Origin of the sequence: Neoroseomonas lacus (assembly GCF_014644535.1) — a bacterium.
In the GTDB taxonomy this organism is placed as follows: Bacteria; Pseudomonadota; Alphaproteobacteria; order Acetobacterales; family Acetobacteraceae; genus Neoroseomonas; species Neoroseomonas lacus.
Genome location: NZ_BMKW01000007.1, coordinates 137,680 through 153,915 on the forward strand (window position 1 = coordinate 137,680; position 16,236 = coordinate 153,915).

14 protein-coding genes and 1 pseudogene are annotated in these 16,236 nt (G+C 67.7%); 1 reads left to right on the forward strand and 14 read right to left on the reverse strand.

Annotated elements, in window-relative coordinates:
• Nucleotides 1-11 precede the first annotated feature (11 nt).
• From IEY36_RS14965 to IEY36_RS15030, 14 genes and pseudogenes are all read right to left on the reverse strand, one after another.
• Nucleotides 12-1,067 (reverse strand): 2-oxoacid:ferredoxin oxidoreductase subunit beta, encoded by a 1,056-nt coding sequence (locus IEY36_RS14965; RefSeq protein ID WP_188967995.1) that lies wholly within the window; start codon nt 1,065-1,067, stop codon nt 12-14.
• Nucleotides 1,064-2,905 carry a 2-oxoacid:acceptor oxidoreductase subunit alpha gene (locus IEY36_RS14970; protein ID WP_188967997.1) on the reverse strand — a complete coding sequence of 614 codons (1,842 nt, stop codon included), beginning with the start codon at nt 2,903-2,905 and terminating at the stop codon, nt 1,064-1,066. Before IEY36_RS14970 ends, IEY36_RS14965 begins: the two co-directional genes overlap by 4 nt.
• Complete coding sequence (locus IEY36_RS14975) at nt 2,890-4,683, reverse strand: FAD-dependent oxidoreductase (protein WP_188967999.1); 1,794 nt, start codon at nt 4,681-4,683, stop codon at nt 2,890-2,892. The genes IEY36_RS14970 and IEY36_RS14975 overlap by 16 nt, the downstream gene beginning before the upstream one ends.
• A gap of 357 nt (nt 4,684-5,040) precedes the next feature.
• The gene (locus IEY36_RS14980; protein WP_188968001.1) at nt 5,041-5,967 is read right to left on the reverse strand and encodes a 3-hydroxyacyl-CoA dehydrogenase NAD-binding domain-containing protein; all 927 of its coding nucleotides are present in this window, start codon (nt 5,965-5,967) and stop codon (nt 5,041-5,043) included.
• The gene (gene ureG / locus IEY36_RS14985) at nt 5,964-6,575 is read right to left on the reverse strand and encodes an urease accessory protein UreG (protein WP_188968003.1); all 612 of its coding nucleotides are present in this window, start codon (nt 6,573-6,575) and stop codon (nt 5,964-5,966) included. The genes IEY36_RS14980 and ureG overlap by 4 nt, the downstream gene beginning before the upstream one ends.
• Entirely contained in the window at nt 6,572-7,351 is a 780-nt protein-coding gene (locus tag IEY36_RS14990) for an urease accessory protein UreF (RefSeq protein WP_456307050.1), read from the reverse strand. Before IEY36_RS14990 ends, ureG begins: the two co-directional genes overlap by 4 nt.
• Nucleotides 7,242-7,790 carry an urease accessory protein UreE gene (locus tag IEY36_RS14995; protein WP_188968005.1) on the reverse strand — a complete coding sequence of 183 codons (549 nt, stop codon included), beginning with the start codon at nt 7,788-7,790 and terminating at the stop codon, nt 7,242-7,244. The genes IEY36_RS14990 and IEY36_RS14995 overlap by 110 nt, the downstream gene beginning before the upstream one ends.
• Before the next feature lie 8 nt (nt 7,791-7,798).
• Nucleotides 7,799-9,514, reverse strand: a complete 1,716-nt coding sequence (gene ureC / locus IEY36_RS15000) for an urease subunit alpha (RefSeq protein WP_188968007.1) — start codon at nt 9,512-9,514, stop codon at nt 7,799-7,801.
• Entirely contained in the window at nt 9,514-9,819 is a 306-nt protein-coding gene (locus IEY36_RS15005; RefSeq protein WP_188968009.1) for an urease subunit beta, read from the reverse strand. The genes ureC and IEY36_RS15005 overlap by 1 nt, the downstream gene beginning before the upstream one ends.
• A gap of 215 nt (nt 9,820-10,034) precedes the next feature.
• Nucleotides 10,035-10,334: pseudogene (locus IEY36_RS15010) on the reverse strand (urease subunit gamma); the annotation flags it as partial.
• Nucleotides 10,335-10,403: 69 nt separating this feature from the next.
• On the reverse strand, nt 10,404-11,237 hold the full coding sequence (locus IEY36_RS15015) for an urease accessory protein UreD (protein WP_188968011.1): 834 nt from the start codon (nt 11,235-11,237) through the stop codon (nt 10,404-10,406).
• A gap of 353 nt (nt 11,238-11,590) precedes the next feature.
• Nucleotides 11,591-12,724 carry a zinc-dependent alcohol dehydrogenase family protein gene (locus IEY36_RS15020; RefSeq protein WP_188968013.1) on the reverse strand — a complete coding sequence of 378 codons (1,134 nt, stop codon included), beginning with the start codon at nt 12,722-12,724 and terminating at the stop codon, nt 11,591-11,593.
• A 1-nt stretch (nt 12,725) separates the two neighbouring features.
• Nucleotides 12,726-13,853, reverse strand: coding sequence for an aminotransferase class V-fold PLP-dependent enzyme (locus tag IEY36_RS15025; RefSeq protein ID WP_188968015.1), 1,128 nt, complete (start codon nt 13,851-13,853; stop codon nt 12,726-12,728).
• Complete coding sequence (locus IEY36_RS15030) at nt 13,853-14,509, reverse strand: DUF1028 domain-containing protein (RefSeq protein ID WP_188968017.1); 657 nt, start codon at nt 14,507-14,509, stop codon at nt 13,853-13,855. Before IEY36_RS15030 ends, IEY36_RS15025 begins: the two co-directional genes overlap by 1 nt.
• Nucleotides 14,510-14,630: 121 nt before the next feature.
• Between IEY36_RS15030 and IEY36_RS15035 the strand changes: the two genes are divergently transcribed.
• Nucleotides 14,631-16,226, forward strand: coding sequence for an ABC transporter substrate-binding protein (locus tag IEY36_RS15035; protein ID WP_188968019.1), 1,596 nt, complete (start codon nt 14,631-14,633; stop codon nt 16,224-16,226).
• Nucleotides 16,227-16,236 lie beyond the last annotated feature (10 nt).

Here is a 16,236-nt window from a genome sequence, read left to right on the forward strand (position 1 = left end):
TGCCCGCGTCCTCAACGCAGCGAAGCGTTTACCTTCGCAAGCGCATCCACGCCCGGGCAGAGTTCCGCATCGCCCAGCGCATTCAGCGGGCCGGTGACGGTGCCAAGGTGTTCATGCAGCGCGGAAGGTTCGGGATCGACATAGATCAGCCCGGTCACGATCTCCCCCGCCGCCTTGCGGTCCATAATGTGGTGCATGGCCGAGGCGCGGTTGGTGGGGTCGTGGCCTTCATGCAGCTTGCGTAGGCGCAGCACGGAACCGTCATGCTGCACGACATCGGTCACCTCGCCCGGTGCGTAGGAGACGGTGATCTCCTGCCGGTTGAACATGATGTCGAGCTTGTTCAGCGCCTCATTGTGCTCGCGCACGTAGTCGTAGGATTTCGTGCTGCCCGGATGGTTGTTGAAGGCGACGCAGGGGCTGAGCACGTCGATGAAGGCAGCACCTTCATGCAGCAGCGCAGCTTCGATCAGCGGCACCAGCTGTTCCTTGTCGCCCGAGAAGGATCGCGCCACGAAGGTCGCGCCGAGCTGCACGGCGATGGCGGCGAGGTCGATCGGCTGGTCGGTGTTGACCGCGCCCTTCTTCGCCACCGAGCCCTTGTCGGAGGTGGCGGAGAACTGCCCCTTGGTCAGCCCGTACACGCCGTTGTTCTCGACGATGTAGGTCATGTTAACGCCACGACGGATGGAATGCGCGAATTGGCCGAAGCCGATCGACGCGCTGTCGCCATCCCCCGAGACGCCGAGATAGACGAGGTCGCGGTTCGCCAGATACGCCCCGGTCAGCACCGAGGGCATGCGCCCATGCACGGAATTGAAGCCATGTGCGGCGCCGAGGAAATACGTCGGCGTCTTGGACGAACAGCCGATCCCCGACAGCTTTGCGATGCGGTGCGGCGGCAGCGACAGGTTGAAGCAGGCCTGGATGATCGCGGCGCTGATCGAGTCATGCCCGCAGCCGGCACACAGCGTGCTGATGGCGCCTTCGTAGTCGCGCCGTGTCAGCCCTACGGTATTCGTCGGCAGCTTCGGGTGGTGCAGCTTGGGCTTCGGCAGGAAGGTCATGGCGTGGCCTTGCGGAACGGCAGGACATTGGCCGACGACGCGCGGTCGGCGATGGCGGCCTGGATGAAGCGCGCGGTGATCGGCGTGCCATCGTAATGCAGCACCGGCACCAGCTTCGCGGGGTCGATCTCCTCCTCATTAACCAGGAGGGTGCGCAGCTGCGCGTCGCGGTTCTGTTCCACCACGAAGACGCGCTCATGGGCGGCGATGAAATCCGCCACATCCTGGTGGAAGGGGAAGGCACGGATGCGCATCGCGTCCAGATGCACGCCCTGCTCCTCCAGCGCCACCAACGCCTCGCGCATCGCGGCCGAGGAGGAGCCGTAATAGATGACCCCGTCCCGCGCCTTCTCCCTCGCCGGCGTCGTGACCGGGCGCGGCACCAGCGACTTCGCGGTGTCGAACTTCCTCAGCAGGCGCTGCATGTTGTCGACATACGGCGCGCCTTCCTCGGTGTAGCGCGCCTGGCGGTCGCGCGAGGTACCGCGGGTAAAGAAGGCGCCCTTTTCCGGATGCGTTCCCGGCCACGTGCGGTAGGGAATGCCATCCCCATCCACATCGAGGTAGCGGCCGAAGTCCTTGGCCTCATCGAGCGCTGCGGCGTCTAGCACCTTGCCGCGGTCCATCCGGCGGTTCGGGTCCCAGGCGAAGGGTTCGCACAGCCAGTCATTCATGCCGATATCGAGGTCGAGCATGACGAAGATCGGCGTCTGCAATCGGTCCGCCAGGTCGAAGGCATCGGCGCCGAATGTGAAGCACTCCCCCGGATCCTGCGGCAGCAGCAGCACATGCTTGGTGTCGCCATGGCTGGCATAGGCGGCCGAGAGCAGGTCCGATTGCTGCGTGCGCGTCGGCATTCCGGTGGACGGCCCGGCGCGCTGCACGTCGAACAGCACGGCAGGAATTTCGGCGAAATAGGCGAGGCCGAGGAATTCCTGCATCAGCGACACACCAGGGCCGGAGGTCGCGGTGAAGGCCCGCGCCCCGTTCCATGCCGCGCCGATCACCATGCCGATCGACGCCAGCTCGTCTTCCGCCTGCACGATCGCGTAGCGATTGGCGCCGGTCTCGGGGTCCTTGCGCAGACGCGTGCAGTATTTCTCGAACGCCTCGGCGAGAGAGGTGGAGGGCGTGATCGGATACCAGGCGCACACCGTCGCGCCGCCATAGACGGCACCGAGCCCGGCGGCGGCATTGCCCTCGACGAAGATGCGGTCGCCCACCTTGTCCGCGCGCCGGAGCGTCAGCCCGATCGGGCAGGCGAGGTTCGCCTGTGCCCAGTTGCGGCCCATCTCCAGCGCGGCGTAGTTCGCCGGCACCAGCTTTTCCTTGCCCTTGAACTGTGCGGCAATGGATTGCTGGACCGCCTCCACCTCCAGGTCGAGCAGCGCTGAAAGCGCGCCGAGATAGACGATGTTCTTGAACAGCTGACGCTGGCGCGGATCGGAATAGGCCGCGTTGGTGATCTCGGTTAGCGGGCAGCCGATCACCGTGATGTCGTCGCGGAATTTCGACTTCGGCATCGGCCGCGTCGAATCATAGAACAGGTAGCCGCCGGGCTCGATCTCGGCGACATCGCGGTCCCAGGTCTGCGGGTTCATCGCGACCATCATGTCCACGCCACCGCGCCGGCCCATGTGGCCGGCCTCAGAGACGCGCACCTCGAACCAGGTCGGCAGGCCCTGGATGTTCGAAGGGAAGATGTTGCGCGACGCGATGGGTACGCCCATGCGCAGGATGGATTTCGCGAACAGTCCGTTGGCGGAGGCAGAGCCCGACCCATTGACGTTGGCGAATTTGACGACGAAGTCGTTCGTCGCGGTTATCGGCTGTGGCATGCGTGCGCCTTCGGCTTCGCGGTCTCGAGCAGGAACTTCTGCATGTCCCAGGCGCCAGTCGGGCAGCGCTCGGCACACATGCCGCAATGCAGGCAGACATCCTCATCCTTGACCATCACGCGGCCGGTCTTGAGGCCATCCTGCACATACAGGTCCTGGTACAGGTTCACCGCCGGCGCCTTGAGGCGCGTACGAAGCTCCGCTTCCTCGCCATTCTCGGTGAAGGTGATGCAGTCGGTCGGGCAGATGTCGACGCAGGCATCGCATTCGATGCAGGTCTTGGCATTGAACACCGTCTGCACGTCGCAGTTCAGGCAGCGCTGCGTCTCGTGGAAGGCCATCTCGCGGTCGAAGCCGAGCTCGACCTCCGCGGTGATGTCGCGCAGCGACTTGTCGGTCGGCAGATGCGGCACCTTGAAGCGCAGGTCGAGCGAGATCTCGTTGTCATAGGCCCATTCATGGATGCCCATCTTCTGGCTGGCGATCTGCGTTTCCGGCGAGGGGCGCTTCGTCACGTCCTCTCCGTTGCAGAACATGTCGATCGACAGCGCCGCGTCATGGCCGTGGGCCACGGCCCAGATGATGTTCTTCGGCCCGAACGCCGCATCGCCGCCGAAGAAGACCTGCGGCAGCGTCGATTGCAGCGAGGCCTCGTTCAGCTTCGGCAGTCCCCAGCGGTCGAATTCGATGCCGGCATCGCGCTCGATCCAGGGGAATGCGTTCTCCTGGCCGATCGCCACCAGCACGTCGTCGCATTCGATGGTGACGTCGGGTTCGCCGGTCGGCTTCAGGCTGCGGCGGCCCTTCTCGTCATATTGCGCGGCGACTTTCTCAAACACCATGCCGGTCAGGTGGCCATTGTCGTGAAGCACTTCCTTGGGCACCAGGAAGTTGAGGATGGGGATGCCCTCCCCCATCGCGTCTTCCTTCTCCCATGGCGAGGCTTTCATTTCCTCGAAGCCGGAGCGGACGACGACCTTGACCTCCTCGCCGCCGAGCCGGCGGGCGGAACGGCAGCAATCCATCGCGGTGTTGCCGCCGCCAAGCACGATCACGCGCTTGCCGATCGACGTGACATGGCCAAAGGAGACCGAGGCAAGCCAGTCGATGCCGAGATGGATATTGGCCGCCGCTTCCTGCCGGCCGGGCACGTCCAGCTCACGCCCGCGCGGCGCGCCTGAGCCGACGAACACCGCGTCATAGCCTTCCGCGAGCAGCCCCTTCAGGCTGTCCACGCGCCGGTTCATGTGGCTGACCACACCGCCGCGATCGAGGATGTAACCGCATTCCTCGTCGATCACTTCCTCGGGCAGGCGGAAGCGCGGGATCTGCTGGCGGATGAAACCGCCGGCCTTGGCCGCGCCGTCGAACACATGGACCTCATAGCCTAGCGGGGCGAGGTCGCGCGCGACGGTCAGGCTGGCCGGACCGGCGCCGATGCAGGCGATGCGCTTGCCGTTCCGCTGCTCGGGGATCGCCGGCATGCGATGACTGACATCGCCCTTGTTGTCGGCCGCGACGCGCTTGAGGCGGCAGATCGCGACAGGTTCTTCCTCGACGCGACCGCGCCGGCAGGCCGGCTCGCAGGGGCGGTCGCAGGTGCGGCCCAGGATCCCGGGGAAGACGTTGGACTGCCAATTGACCATATAGGCATCGGCATAGCGGCCAGCCGCGATCATCCGGATGTATTCCGGCACCGGCGTATGCGCCGGGCAGGCCCATTGGCAATCGACAACCTTGTGGAAATAGTCGGGGGACGTGATGTCCGTCGGCTTCACGCGCGCGGCCTCCCTTGGGCTGGACGCCGTATGGCGCGGAAGGAACCGGCGTCCCCACGAAACTCAACAAGCCTGCGACCGGTACCGGGTCGCCGCTCAAGCGCGATAGACATACCTGTTCGTCACTCCCCGCCGTTTTACGGCTTGGCTGGATTCTGCCCCAAGGCGCATGTGTCGGCAATGCGCTGATTTTTGCTGCGTTGCAGCGGGATCGGGCCCGAAACAACAGGCCTACCTCGCTACTGTCGCCTGATGCCACGCCGGCTGGCCTTGCGCGCGTCCCGCGGCGCAATCATCCCGCCGCGGCGGCAGGTCAGCCCAGACCCGGCGAGCGCCGGTAGCGCCTGCAGCGGCGCCTCAATCTTCTTCGCGCAGAATCCGCACGGCTGCGAGCAAAGCCCGTTCGTACCGCGCCCGCTCCTTTGCCGTGACATCGGCCGGCCAGTCGCGAAAGCCGCGCCCGGTCTTGGGACCGAGCCGGTTCTCGGCCACCAGCCGCGCCAGCGTCGGGCTGGGATCCGGGCTGTTGCACAATGATGGATAAATGGTCCGCCCGGCCTCGAGCTGCGTCTCCAGCCCGGCCAATTCCTTCTGCATGATCGGCCCGGCGGCGAGGTAACGGAAGCCGAAGCAGTAGCGCACGGCGTTGTCCACATCCTCGGCCGTGGCGAGGCCCTGGTCTATCACCGAGAACGCCTCGCGCATCAGCGCATGCTGGATGCGGTTGGCGAGGAAGCCCGGCACGTCGCGCGCCACGCGGATCACCTTACGGCCGAGCCCGTCCATGATGGCGGCGACCGCATCGCAGATGGCCGGGTCGGTATGCTCGCCCTGCACGACCTCGACACCGGGCACGAGATGCGCCGGCAGGAAGAAGTGCAGATTGGCGCAGCGCGCGCGGGTCGCGATATGCCCGGCGATATCGGTGATGCGATAGCCTGACGCATTGGAAACGACCGGCACGGACGGCGGCACCAGCGTATCGAGCCGGCCGAACACCTCCTGCTTCAGCGCCAGGCGTTCCGGCACCGCCTCCACCACGATCTCGGCCGAGGCGTAGTCCGGCGCTTCCATCGAGGCGACCAGGGTCAGATGCGCGGCCTCAGCCGGGTCGCCATCAAGCTGCGTAATCGAGGAACGTACGCGCGCCTCGGCGTCCGGCCAGCGGGCGCTGGCCGTCTCCACCGCGGTGACGCGCCAACCGCCGGCGAGGAAGATCGCGGCGATGTCGCAGCCCATCAGCCCCATGCCGAGGACGACCGCCTGGCGACGTGGCGCGCTCATGCCGCGATCCCCCCCTGGCGCAGGACGAAGTCGGCGATCTCGGCGACGCCCTTGTTCTCCTTGAGGTTGGTGAAGACGAAAGGCCGCGCGCCGCGCATCTTCCGCGAATCGCGGTCCATCACCGACAGATCGGCACCGACCAGTGGCGCGAGGTCGATCTTGTTGATCACCAGCAGGTCCGAGCGCGTGATGCCCGGCCCGCCCTTTCGCGGGATCTTGTCGCCGGCGCTGACATCGATGACGTAGATCGTCAGGTCGGCCAATTCCGGGCTGAAGGTGGCAGCGAGGTTGTCGCCGCCGCTTTCGATGAACAGCACTTCGAGGCCAGGGAATTTCTCGGTCATGTCGTGCACGGCGGCGAGGTTGATCGAGGCGTCCTCACGGATGGCGGTATGCGGGCAGCCGCCGGTCTCCACCCCGGTGATGCGCGCGGGGTCGAGCGCGCCGGCGCGCGTCAGGAACTCCGCATCCTCCTTGGTGTAGATGTCGTTGGTGATGACCGCGATGTCGTGGCGGTCGCGCAGATGCCTGCAAAGACGCTCGGTCAGCGCGGTCTTGCCGGAACCGACGGGGCCGCCGATGCCGACGCGGAAGGGGCCGTTCTTCATGAGCGGAAAAGCCTCGTGTACTGGGTTTCGTGACGCATGGAATAAAGGTCGAGCGCGGGACTTGCCGTGCCCAGCCGGTCAAGGTCGGCGGTCAGCGCGGCATCGGTTGCCGCAGCAACCACCGGCAGCAGCGCGGCGGTCGCCTTCTGCCCATCCGTCTGCCCGAGCGGCACCAATCTCACGCCCGCCGACACCAGGTTGGCCGCGAATGCCGAGAGATACCCGAATGCCGCCGCGCGCGATGCCACCCCATGCGCCGCCGCCGCCGCGCCAAACGCCACCGCATGCACAATGCGCCGCGGATGCCGCGCGGCCAAGGCCGCCAGCCGCGGTTCGGGCCAGGCCGCCAGGGTCACGGACATGAAGGCGGTGCCCTGCGCCTCGGCCTCCAGCGCCGTCTCCGCCGTGCCGCGCCAGGCGGCGCCGAGTTCCACCAGCCTGTCGAGCACGCGCGGCCGCCCTGCCCTCATGGCGCGATGCGCGGCGACCAGCAGCGCGCCGTCAACGCGCCCCGCCCCATCGCGCAGCGCCGCGCCGACATAGGCGATCAACTCGTCGCGGCTGCGCACTGCGCCATCCTCGACCGCCGTCTCCAGCCCATGGCTGTAGGTATAGGCACCGACCGGATAGGCCGGGCTCAGCCAGGCAAGTAGCCGGTACAGCGCGTCAGTGGTGGTGGTCGGCGTGGTCGTGATCGTGGTGATGGTCGTGGTCGCCGTGATCATGGTGGTGATGGTGGCCGTGCCGCTGGCCCGGATCGTGGTTGTGCTGCCCATAGGCGCCGCCTTCTGGGTCGAAGGGCACCTCCACCTTGCGCACGACGGCACCAAGCCCTTCCAGCATGTGCACGATGACATGGTCGTCGCGGATCAGCAGCCGCTCGCCATCGATCTGTGTCGGCAGATGCCGGTTGCCAAGATGCCAGGCGATGCGGGCGAAATGCTCATGGTCCTTGGCGGTGATCTCGACCAGCGGCTCCGGCGCCGCCTTCACGCGCACGAAGCCACCCGTCGCGAGCGCCAGCCCGTCGCCCTCGCGCAGCACCGTCGCCTCCGGCAGGTCGAGCAGGAAGGCAAGCCCCCCCTGCCCCGTATAGAGCTTGCGGCGACGAAAGCGGTCGTCGAAATCCACCAGCACGGCGTCACGCGCCTCCGCTTCCGGCCAGGTGCCGGCGCGCAGCACTTCGGTCGCGCGCGGCGTATTCTCCGGGTCCATGCTCATCCTCAGAACAGGAAGTAGCGCTGCGCCATCGGCAGCACGCGGGCCGGTTCGCCCACCAGCAACACGCCATCGGCACGCACTTCATAGGTCTCGGCATCGACCTCGATATGCGGCAGCGCGTCGTTGTGCAGCATGGATCGCTTGCCAATGCCACCACGGCAGTTGCGCACCGCGGCGAGCGGCCGCGTCAGCCCGACGCGGCCGGCGATGTCATGCTCGATCGCCGCCTGCGAGACAAAGGTCATCGAGGTCGCCCGCATCGCCGACCCATAGGCACCGAACATCGGCCGGTAATGCACCGGCTGCGGCGTCGGGATGGAGGCGTTCGGGTCGCCCATCAACGACATGGCGATGGCCCCACCCTTGAGGATCATCTCCGGCTTCACGCCGAAGAAGGCAGGCGACCACATCACCAGGTCGGCCAGCTTGCCAACCTCGATGCTGCCGACATGGTCGGCGACACCCTGGCTGATCGCCGGGTTGATGGTGTATTTCGCGATGTAGCGCAGCGCCCGACGATTGTCGTTGTCGCCCTTCTCCTCCGGCAAACGCCCGCGCTGCACCTTCATCTTATGCGCGGTCTGCCAGGTGCGGATGATGACCTCGCCGACGCGCCCCATCGCCTGGCTGTCCGAGGACATCATGCTGATGGCGCCGAGATCGTGCAGGATGTCCTCGGCCGCAATGGTCTCCTTGCGGATGCGGCTCTCGGCGAAGGCGACATCCTCGGCGATGCGCTTGTCGAGGTGATGGCAGACCATGAGCATGTCGAGATGCTCATCCACCGTGTTCACCGTGTAGGGCATCGTCGGGTTGGTGCTGCTCGGCAGGATGCCGGCCTCGCCGATCAGCCGCAGGATGTCGGGCGCGTGGCCGCCACCCGCCCCCTCGGTGTGGAAGGCCTGCAAGACGCGGCCCTTGATGGCCTTGATCGTCTCCTCGACGAAGCCGGATTCATTCAGCGTGTCGGTATGGATGGCGACCTGGATGTCCATGGCATCCGCGACGGACAGGCAGGTGTCGATCGCCTTGGGCGTAGTGCCCCAATCTTCGTGCAACTTCAGCCCGCAGGCGCCGGCCCGGATCTGTTCCTCCAGCGCTGCCGGCAACGCCGCATTGCCCTTGCCCAGGAAACCAAGATTCATCGGGAAGGATTCGGCAGCCTGCAACATGCGCGCGAGATGCCAGGGCCCCGGCGTGCAGGTGGTCGCCAGCGTGCCATGCGCCGGCCCGGTGCCACCGCCGAACATTGAGGTTACGCCCGAGGCCAGCGCCTCCTCGATCTGCTGCGGGCAGATGAAGTGGATATGCGGGTCGATTCCGCCGGCCGTCAGGATGCGCCCCTCGCCGGCGATGATCTCCGTGCCCGGCGCGATGACGATGGTCACCCCCGGCTGCGTATCCGGATTGCCGGCCTTCCCGATCGCCGCGATGCGTCCGTCTTTCAGCCCGACATCGGCCTTGATGATGCCGGTGACGGCATCGAGGATCAGCGCATTGGTGATGACGGTGTCCATCGCGCCATTCGCGCGCGTCACCTGCGACTGACCCATGCCGTCGCGGATCACCTTGCCGCCGCCGAACTTCACTTCCTCGCCATAGGTGGTGAAGTCCTTCTCCACCTCAATGATGATCTCAGTATCGGCCAGCCGCACGCGGTCGCCAGTGGTCGGTCCATACATGCCGGCATAGGCGCTGCGGGAGATGCGTGTCGCCATCAGAGCGCTCCTTCCGTCTCGCCGCGGAACCCGTGCACGACACGCTTGCCGGCGTAGTCGACCAGCCGCACCATGCGCGTCTGGCCAGGTTCGAAGCGCACCGCCGTGCCGGCGGCGATGTCGAGCCGCTTGCCCCGCGCGAGCACGCGGTCGAAGCGCAACTGCGGGTTGGTTTCGGCGAAATGGTAATGGCTGCCGACCTGCACCGGGCGGTCGCCGGTGTTGGCAACCTCCAGCTCCACCGCCTCGCGGCCGGCGTTCAGTTCGATATCCCCTGCGGCGGGGAGAATCTCGCCCGGGATCATCGGCGGGCTCCCTTCGTCCTAGTGCCTGGCTTCTTCGCCTTCGCGGCCGGCTTGGCCGGCGCCTTGGCAGCACGCTTTGCGGCGGGCTTCGCCTTGGATTTGGTAGTGGGCTTCGCCGCCGGATTTGCCTTGGCCTTCGCGGCCGGCTTCGCCGCGGCACGCGTCGTTGGCTCCTTCGCGGCGGCCTTCGCCTTAGGCGTCACCGGCGCCGCATCGCGGATCGGCTCATGCACCGTCACCAGCTTGGTGCCGTCAGGGAAGGTGGCCTCGACCTGGATTTCGTGGATCATCTCGGCGATGCCGTCCATCACCTGGTCGCGCGTCAGCACCTTGGCGCCGTCGCGCATCAGCTCGGCCACGGAACGCCCGTCGCGCGCCCCCTCCACGACGAAATCGGTGACCAGCGCCACCGCCTCGGGGAAGTTCAACCGCAAGCCGCGCTCCAGCCGTCGGCGCGCGACGATCGCCGCCATCGCCACCAGCAGCTTGTCCTTTTCCCGAGGCGTCAGGTTCATTCGATTCCGCTCCTCCGCCGGCCATATCCAAAGCGTAGCACGCCGCGTGCCATCATGACCGCGTCGGGTTCAACACGTCCACACCCGCGGCAGGACCGGCGCCGCACCCAGCAGCTGCGCCCGCAAGGCGCGAATGGCGTGCCCAAGGCCATCGCGCACCGCCCCAGCATCGCCAAGCCAGCGCAGCAGCAGCAGACCAGGCCGCGGCAGCGTCGCCGCCGCACCGGCCGCGCGCATGGCGTCCCGCGCCTCGGTCAACGGTGCGTCGTCGACCACGAGCAACGTTGCACACGCCTCCGCTCCGGCAAAGCCGAAGGGGTCGTCGAGCTGCGCCCGCATCCCGTCCCCCAGCGCCAATCCGTCGGCCCACAGCATCTTCCCACCGCGCCACACCCGCCAGGAATCGACCAAGCTGCCGGTGTGCAGCGCCTCGCCGCGTGCATGTCGGCCAAAGACCAGCATCTCGGCCAGCAGCAACGTCGCTCCCGGCGCGACATCGACCTCCAGTCGCCGCGCGAGGCGCGCGCCATCGAACAGGATCGTCTCCTGCGGCAGCCATTCCAGCGTGGCGCCAGCACTGACGGTCAGCCGCGCCTCGATCACCGTCTCCGGCCCCAGGCTGCGATAGATCTTCTCCGCCGCCGGCGTGCTCACCACGGCATGCGCCCCGGGGTCGAGCGTGACCTCGACAGACACCGAGTCCCCCCCCGCCAATCCGCCCGCCGTGTTCACCAGAGCGGCAAGCGGCGGCTCGCCCGGCCCGGGGTCGGGAAACAGGATGCGCATCGGCGCCGACTGGTGCAGGTCAACAAGCCGCGTCGCGCCGCGCGCCACGGCATAGCGCAGCGCGGCACCGCCCCGCGATCGTTGATGGGCTACACTGGCATCGGCAGGACGAGGCATCGAGCCACCCTGCCACGCTGCCGCGCTGTTGCAAGCCGCCCTCCCGGACGCAGGCCTCGATCCCGGAGCGCACAGCGCGACCGCGCTTAGACCACCCGCTATCGCCAGAACGCCAGTACTCGGCGCGAAGGCAAGCCGGTCGGATGACCGGCGCCCACCGCCTGAGGGTCCCAACAATACCTCAGCCCGGGGTGCTTGCCTCGATCCCGGAGCGCACAGCGCGACCGCGCCCAGACCACCCGCTGTCGCCAGAACGCCAGCGCTCGGCGCGAAGGCAAGCCGGTCGGATGACCGGCGCCCGCCGTCTGAGGGCCCAAACAAAGGCTCGCTGGTCGCCAAAGGCGACCAGCCAATCAGGCGTTCGGCCGCAACATCTGCCGCAACACCGCGCCATCCGAGAGCAGATCGAAGCCCTCGTTGATCTGGTCGAAGGTGATGTGACTGGTCTTCAGCTTGTCGACCGGCAGCTTGCCGCGCCGATACAGGCCAAGCAGCCGCGGCAGGTCGCGTTCTGGCACGCAGGACCCCATGTAGGAGCCACGGATCGACCGCTCCTCGCTGACCATCGAGGCATGGAAATACGACACCTGCGCATTGATGTTCGGCAGCCCGGCACTGATCGTTGACCCGCCGCGCGCCGTGATGGCAATGGCCAATTGCATCGCCGGGATCGACCCCGCCGTCTCGATGACGGTATCGACGCCACCATCGGTCGCCTCGCGCACCTGCGCCGCGCAATCCTCATTGCCGGCGAGGAAGACGTCGGTCGCGCCCCATTGCTTCGCCAGTTCCAGCTTCTGCGGATTGGTGTCGATGGCGATGATGCGCTCCGCGCCCGCCGCAACCGCGCCGAACAGCGCATTCATGCCGACGCCGCCGAGCCCGACCACGGCGACCTGCTCGCCTGCCTGCAACCCCGCCGTATTCAGCACGGCCCCGGCCCCGGTCATCACCGCGCAACCGAAGATCGCCGCATCGTCGAGCGGAATGTCCTTGCCGATCTTCACCGCCGAACGCCGCGCCACCACGGCATATTGCGCATAAAGCGACAGCCCCGAATTGTGGTTGATCGGCGTGCCGTCGAGCCGCTTCAGTCGGCGCACCCCGGTCGGCAACTGCCCCGCCGCGCGGAACGCGTTCCCGGTCGGGCAGATGTTCGGCCGCCCGCGCACGCAGTACCGGCAATTCCCGCAGGATGGCGCGAAGACGGTGACGACATGGTCGCCCTCCTTCAGGTCGGTAATGCCTGGCCCGACTTCGCGTACGATCCCCGCGCCCTCATGCCCGATCACGATCGGCAGCGGGCGCGGGCGCTGGTTCTCGATGGTGGAAAGGTCGGAATGGCACAGCCCCGCCGCGGCTACCTCGATCAGCATTTCGCCGGGGCCCGGCGGATCCAGCTCCACCTCCTCGATCACCAGCGGGCGCGACGTGGCATAGGGTCGCGGAAGCCCCTGCTCGAACAGGATGGCGGCCTTGATACGCATCTTATAGTTCCTCCTGGGAAGTCGTGGCGCGTCGCCATTCGGCGATCAGCGCATCGCTCGCGCGCAGCATGTCCTCGGTGCCGTTGTAGCCATGGAAGGAGACGCGAACGCGCCCGCGCCCATTCCAGGCCAGCACGCCGCGCTGCTCCATGCCGGCGACGATCTCGTTCGCCCGCGGGCTCTCCACGCAAACGCTCGCCCCATGCCGCCGCGGGTCGGCCGGCGTAGTGGACGGGATGCCCATCTCCGCGAGCCGCGCCAGCATCGCGACCGTCAGCCCCTGCACATGGCGTTCGATCCGCGTCGCGCCGAATTGCTCCAGATAATCCAGCGCTCCATCCAGCACGTACAGCCCGAGATGCGACGGATTGCCGCGCGTAAAGCGCGCCGCGTCCGGCAGCAGCGCCGGCGGTCGGGACCAGTCCGGCCGACCCATCGAGGCGATCGAATGCCATCCGGCGGTGCCCGGCGCCCAATCCGGCTGCCGCGCTCGATTCCAGAAGCCGATCGCCGTCCCTGTCGTCCCCAGCAGCCATTTGTAGGTGGCTGCAAAGCCGAAATCGGCCACGCCGGCGTTCATCGGCATCCAGCCGGCACCTTGCGTAAAATCCACCACCAGCAGCGCATCGGCACGATCCGCCACCGCGCGCAGCGCCGCCAGATCATACCGCGCGGCCGTCAGGAAGGAGACGGCACTCACCGCGATCATGCGCGTGCGCGGTGTCAGCGCCGCTTCAACGGCTGACGGTTCCAGCATTGGCGCGAAGCGCAGCGCCACGCCGCGCTGGGCGAGCGGTGCGGCGACCGAAGGGTATTCGTCGGGGTCGACCAGCACCTCATCGCCTGGCTGCCAGTCGATGCTCTCGACCACCATCGAGACGCCCTCGGCGACCGAGGAGACGAAGCCGATGTCGCCCGCCGCCACGCCGAACAGCCGCGCCGCGCGATCGCGTGCCGAGGCCGCCCGCGCCTCCTGCTGCGTGCGCCCCGGCGACCCGTGCGACTTGTCCTCGGCATAGGCCGCGAAGGCGGAATCGTGGCGGCGCAGAAACGGCGTCTCGCCAGCCGCGCAGACATGCACGACGCCGGGCGGGATGCGGAAATCGGCCGGATCGAAGAGCGGTTTCATCAGATGATCGGCGCATCCTCTGGCGCGATGGCGCGTTGCACGAAGCCGTCGGCAAGCGGCGCGTATTCCTCCCACAGTGCTCGCAGCGCCGGGATCGGCCCCACTGCCTTGTCGATGCGCAGATCGACATAGGGGAAGCATTCGCGATCGACGACAGTCAGGCTCGCGGAGGTGACTTCACCATGCTCGCCGCCGGCCGCCTCCCCGGCTTCGAGCGCGCGCACGAGCCGTTCGGCAAGAGGCTGGTCGGCCGCAGCGAGGAAGGCTTCCGCCATCGCCACCGCAACGCGCTCATTCGCGAGGATATTGCCCAGCGCCACGACATCCTGGCCATGCGACACGCTGCGCGAGGGCTTCACCCGCTCGCCATCGAAATGCGCGGTGCGCCCCTGCGCATCCATCACTGCGATCTGCCGCCAGCGATGGTCGGGCGTCGAGGCGACCAGCGCCGCCACGGTCTCCGCCGCCGTGCAGCCGGAGCGCAGCAGGTCGAGCCCACGCGGCCCGAGGCGCGGGTCGGTCCGATGCTGCGTCAGCACGCCGCCGATCCCGGCCGCGAGGAACGGCACCCGCGTCCCGACCGCGATCGAGGATGTCGTCACCGCCGCGCCGAACTGCCTCGTCCACGCGCAACGTCCCAGCAGCGAAAAGGTCATGCCCGTCCCCTCACCCAATTCGCATCATTCAAGGCCGAAGCCGCCGCTGCGTCCAGGCACGCAATGGACAAGCCGCCGCCCGATGGCATGATGCCGCCGAATGCCGTTCAGGGAGGCAATAATGGCCAAACGCAGGATCACCATGCTCGCCGGCGCCGCGATGGCCGCGATGCTGCTCGGCAAGCCGACGCCCGCGCCGGCGCAGACTACACCTACCGGCACACTGCGCGTCGTGCTGGTCAATTCCCTGGCCAGCGTCGACCCGGTGGTGACCACCGCGGCCTTCGCGCGCAACCACGGCTTCATGGTCTATGACCAGTTGTTCGGCCTCGACAGCCGTGGCGAGCCGCAACCGCAGATGGTCGATCGCCACACCGTTTCGGCCGATGGCAGGACCTTCACCTTCACCCTGCGCGACGGCCTCGCCTTCCATGACGGCCAACCGGTCCGCGCTGCCGATGCCGTCGCTTCGATCCGCCGCTGGGGCCAGCGCGACACCGCCGGCCGCGCCCTGCTCGCCGCCACCGCCGCGCTCGAGGTGGTCGACGATAAGACCTTCACCCTGCGCCTGTCCCGCCCCTTCGGCCTGGTGACCGAGGTCCTCGCCCGCCCCACGGCGAGCGCGCTGTTCATGATGCCCGAGCGTATCGCCTCCACCCCCGCCAATGTCGCCTTCACCGATGCAACGGGGTCGGGCCCCTTCATCTTCCGCCCGCAGGAATTCCTGCCCGGCGAGCGCGCCGTCTATGTCCGCAACCCGGCTTATCGCCCGCGCCCCGAACCCGCCGATGGGCTGGCCGGCGGCAAGGTCGTGCAGGTCGAACGCGTCGAATGGCTGGGCATCAGCGACCCCGCGACCGCCGCCGCTGCGCTGCAATCGGGCGAGATCGACTTCCTCGAACAGCCGACGCCCGACGTGCTGCCGACGCTGGCGCGCAACCGCAACATCGCGACCTTCGCGCTGAACCCGATCGGCTCGATGGTCTGGCTGCGGCCGAACCACACCCAGCCGCCCTTCAACAATCCCGCGGCGCGCCAGGCGCTGCTGTACCTGGTGAACCAGCAGGAGAACCTGCAGGCCGTCGGCGTGCCGCCCTCGGAGCAGGTGCCGTATTGCCCGGCCTATTTCCTCTGCGGCACGCCGCTGGAAACTGCTGCCGGCGCGCAGGGGCTGCGCGAGGTAAACCTCGACCGCGCCCGCGCTCTGCTACGCGAAGCGGGCTACAATGGCGAGCGCGTGGTCTTCCTCAACGCGACCGACAGCCCGATCAACAACGCCGTCACGCTGACCATGGCCGAGAACATGCGCCGCGCCGGCCTCAACATGGACGTCGTCGCGATGGATTGGGCGACGCTGTCGCAGCGGCGCAACCGGCGCGAGGGCGTCGAGCAGGGCGGCTGGAGCCTGTTCGTCACAGTCGCCAACGTGCTCGATGCGCAGAACCCGCTGGTGAATGTCTATTTTGGCGCGGCCTGCGACGGCGGGCCTGCCGGCTGGCCCTGCGATGCCGAGCTCGAGCGTCTGCGCGCCACCTGGTGGGAGGAATCCGACCCCGCCAAGCGTCGTGAACTGCTCGACCAGGTTCATGCGCGCGCCTATGCCGTGCTGCCCTACATCAATGCTGGGCAGTTCCGCGTGCTCGCCGCGCATCGCACCAATGTCGAGGGCCTGCGCCCGACCATCATCCCGGTCTTCTGGGGCGTGACGAAGCGCTGAACCGCAGCGG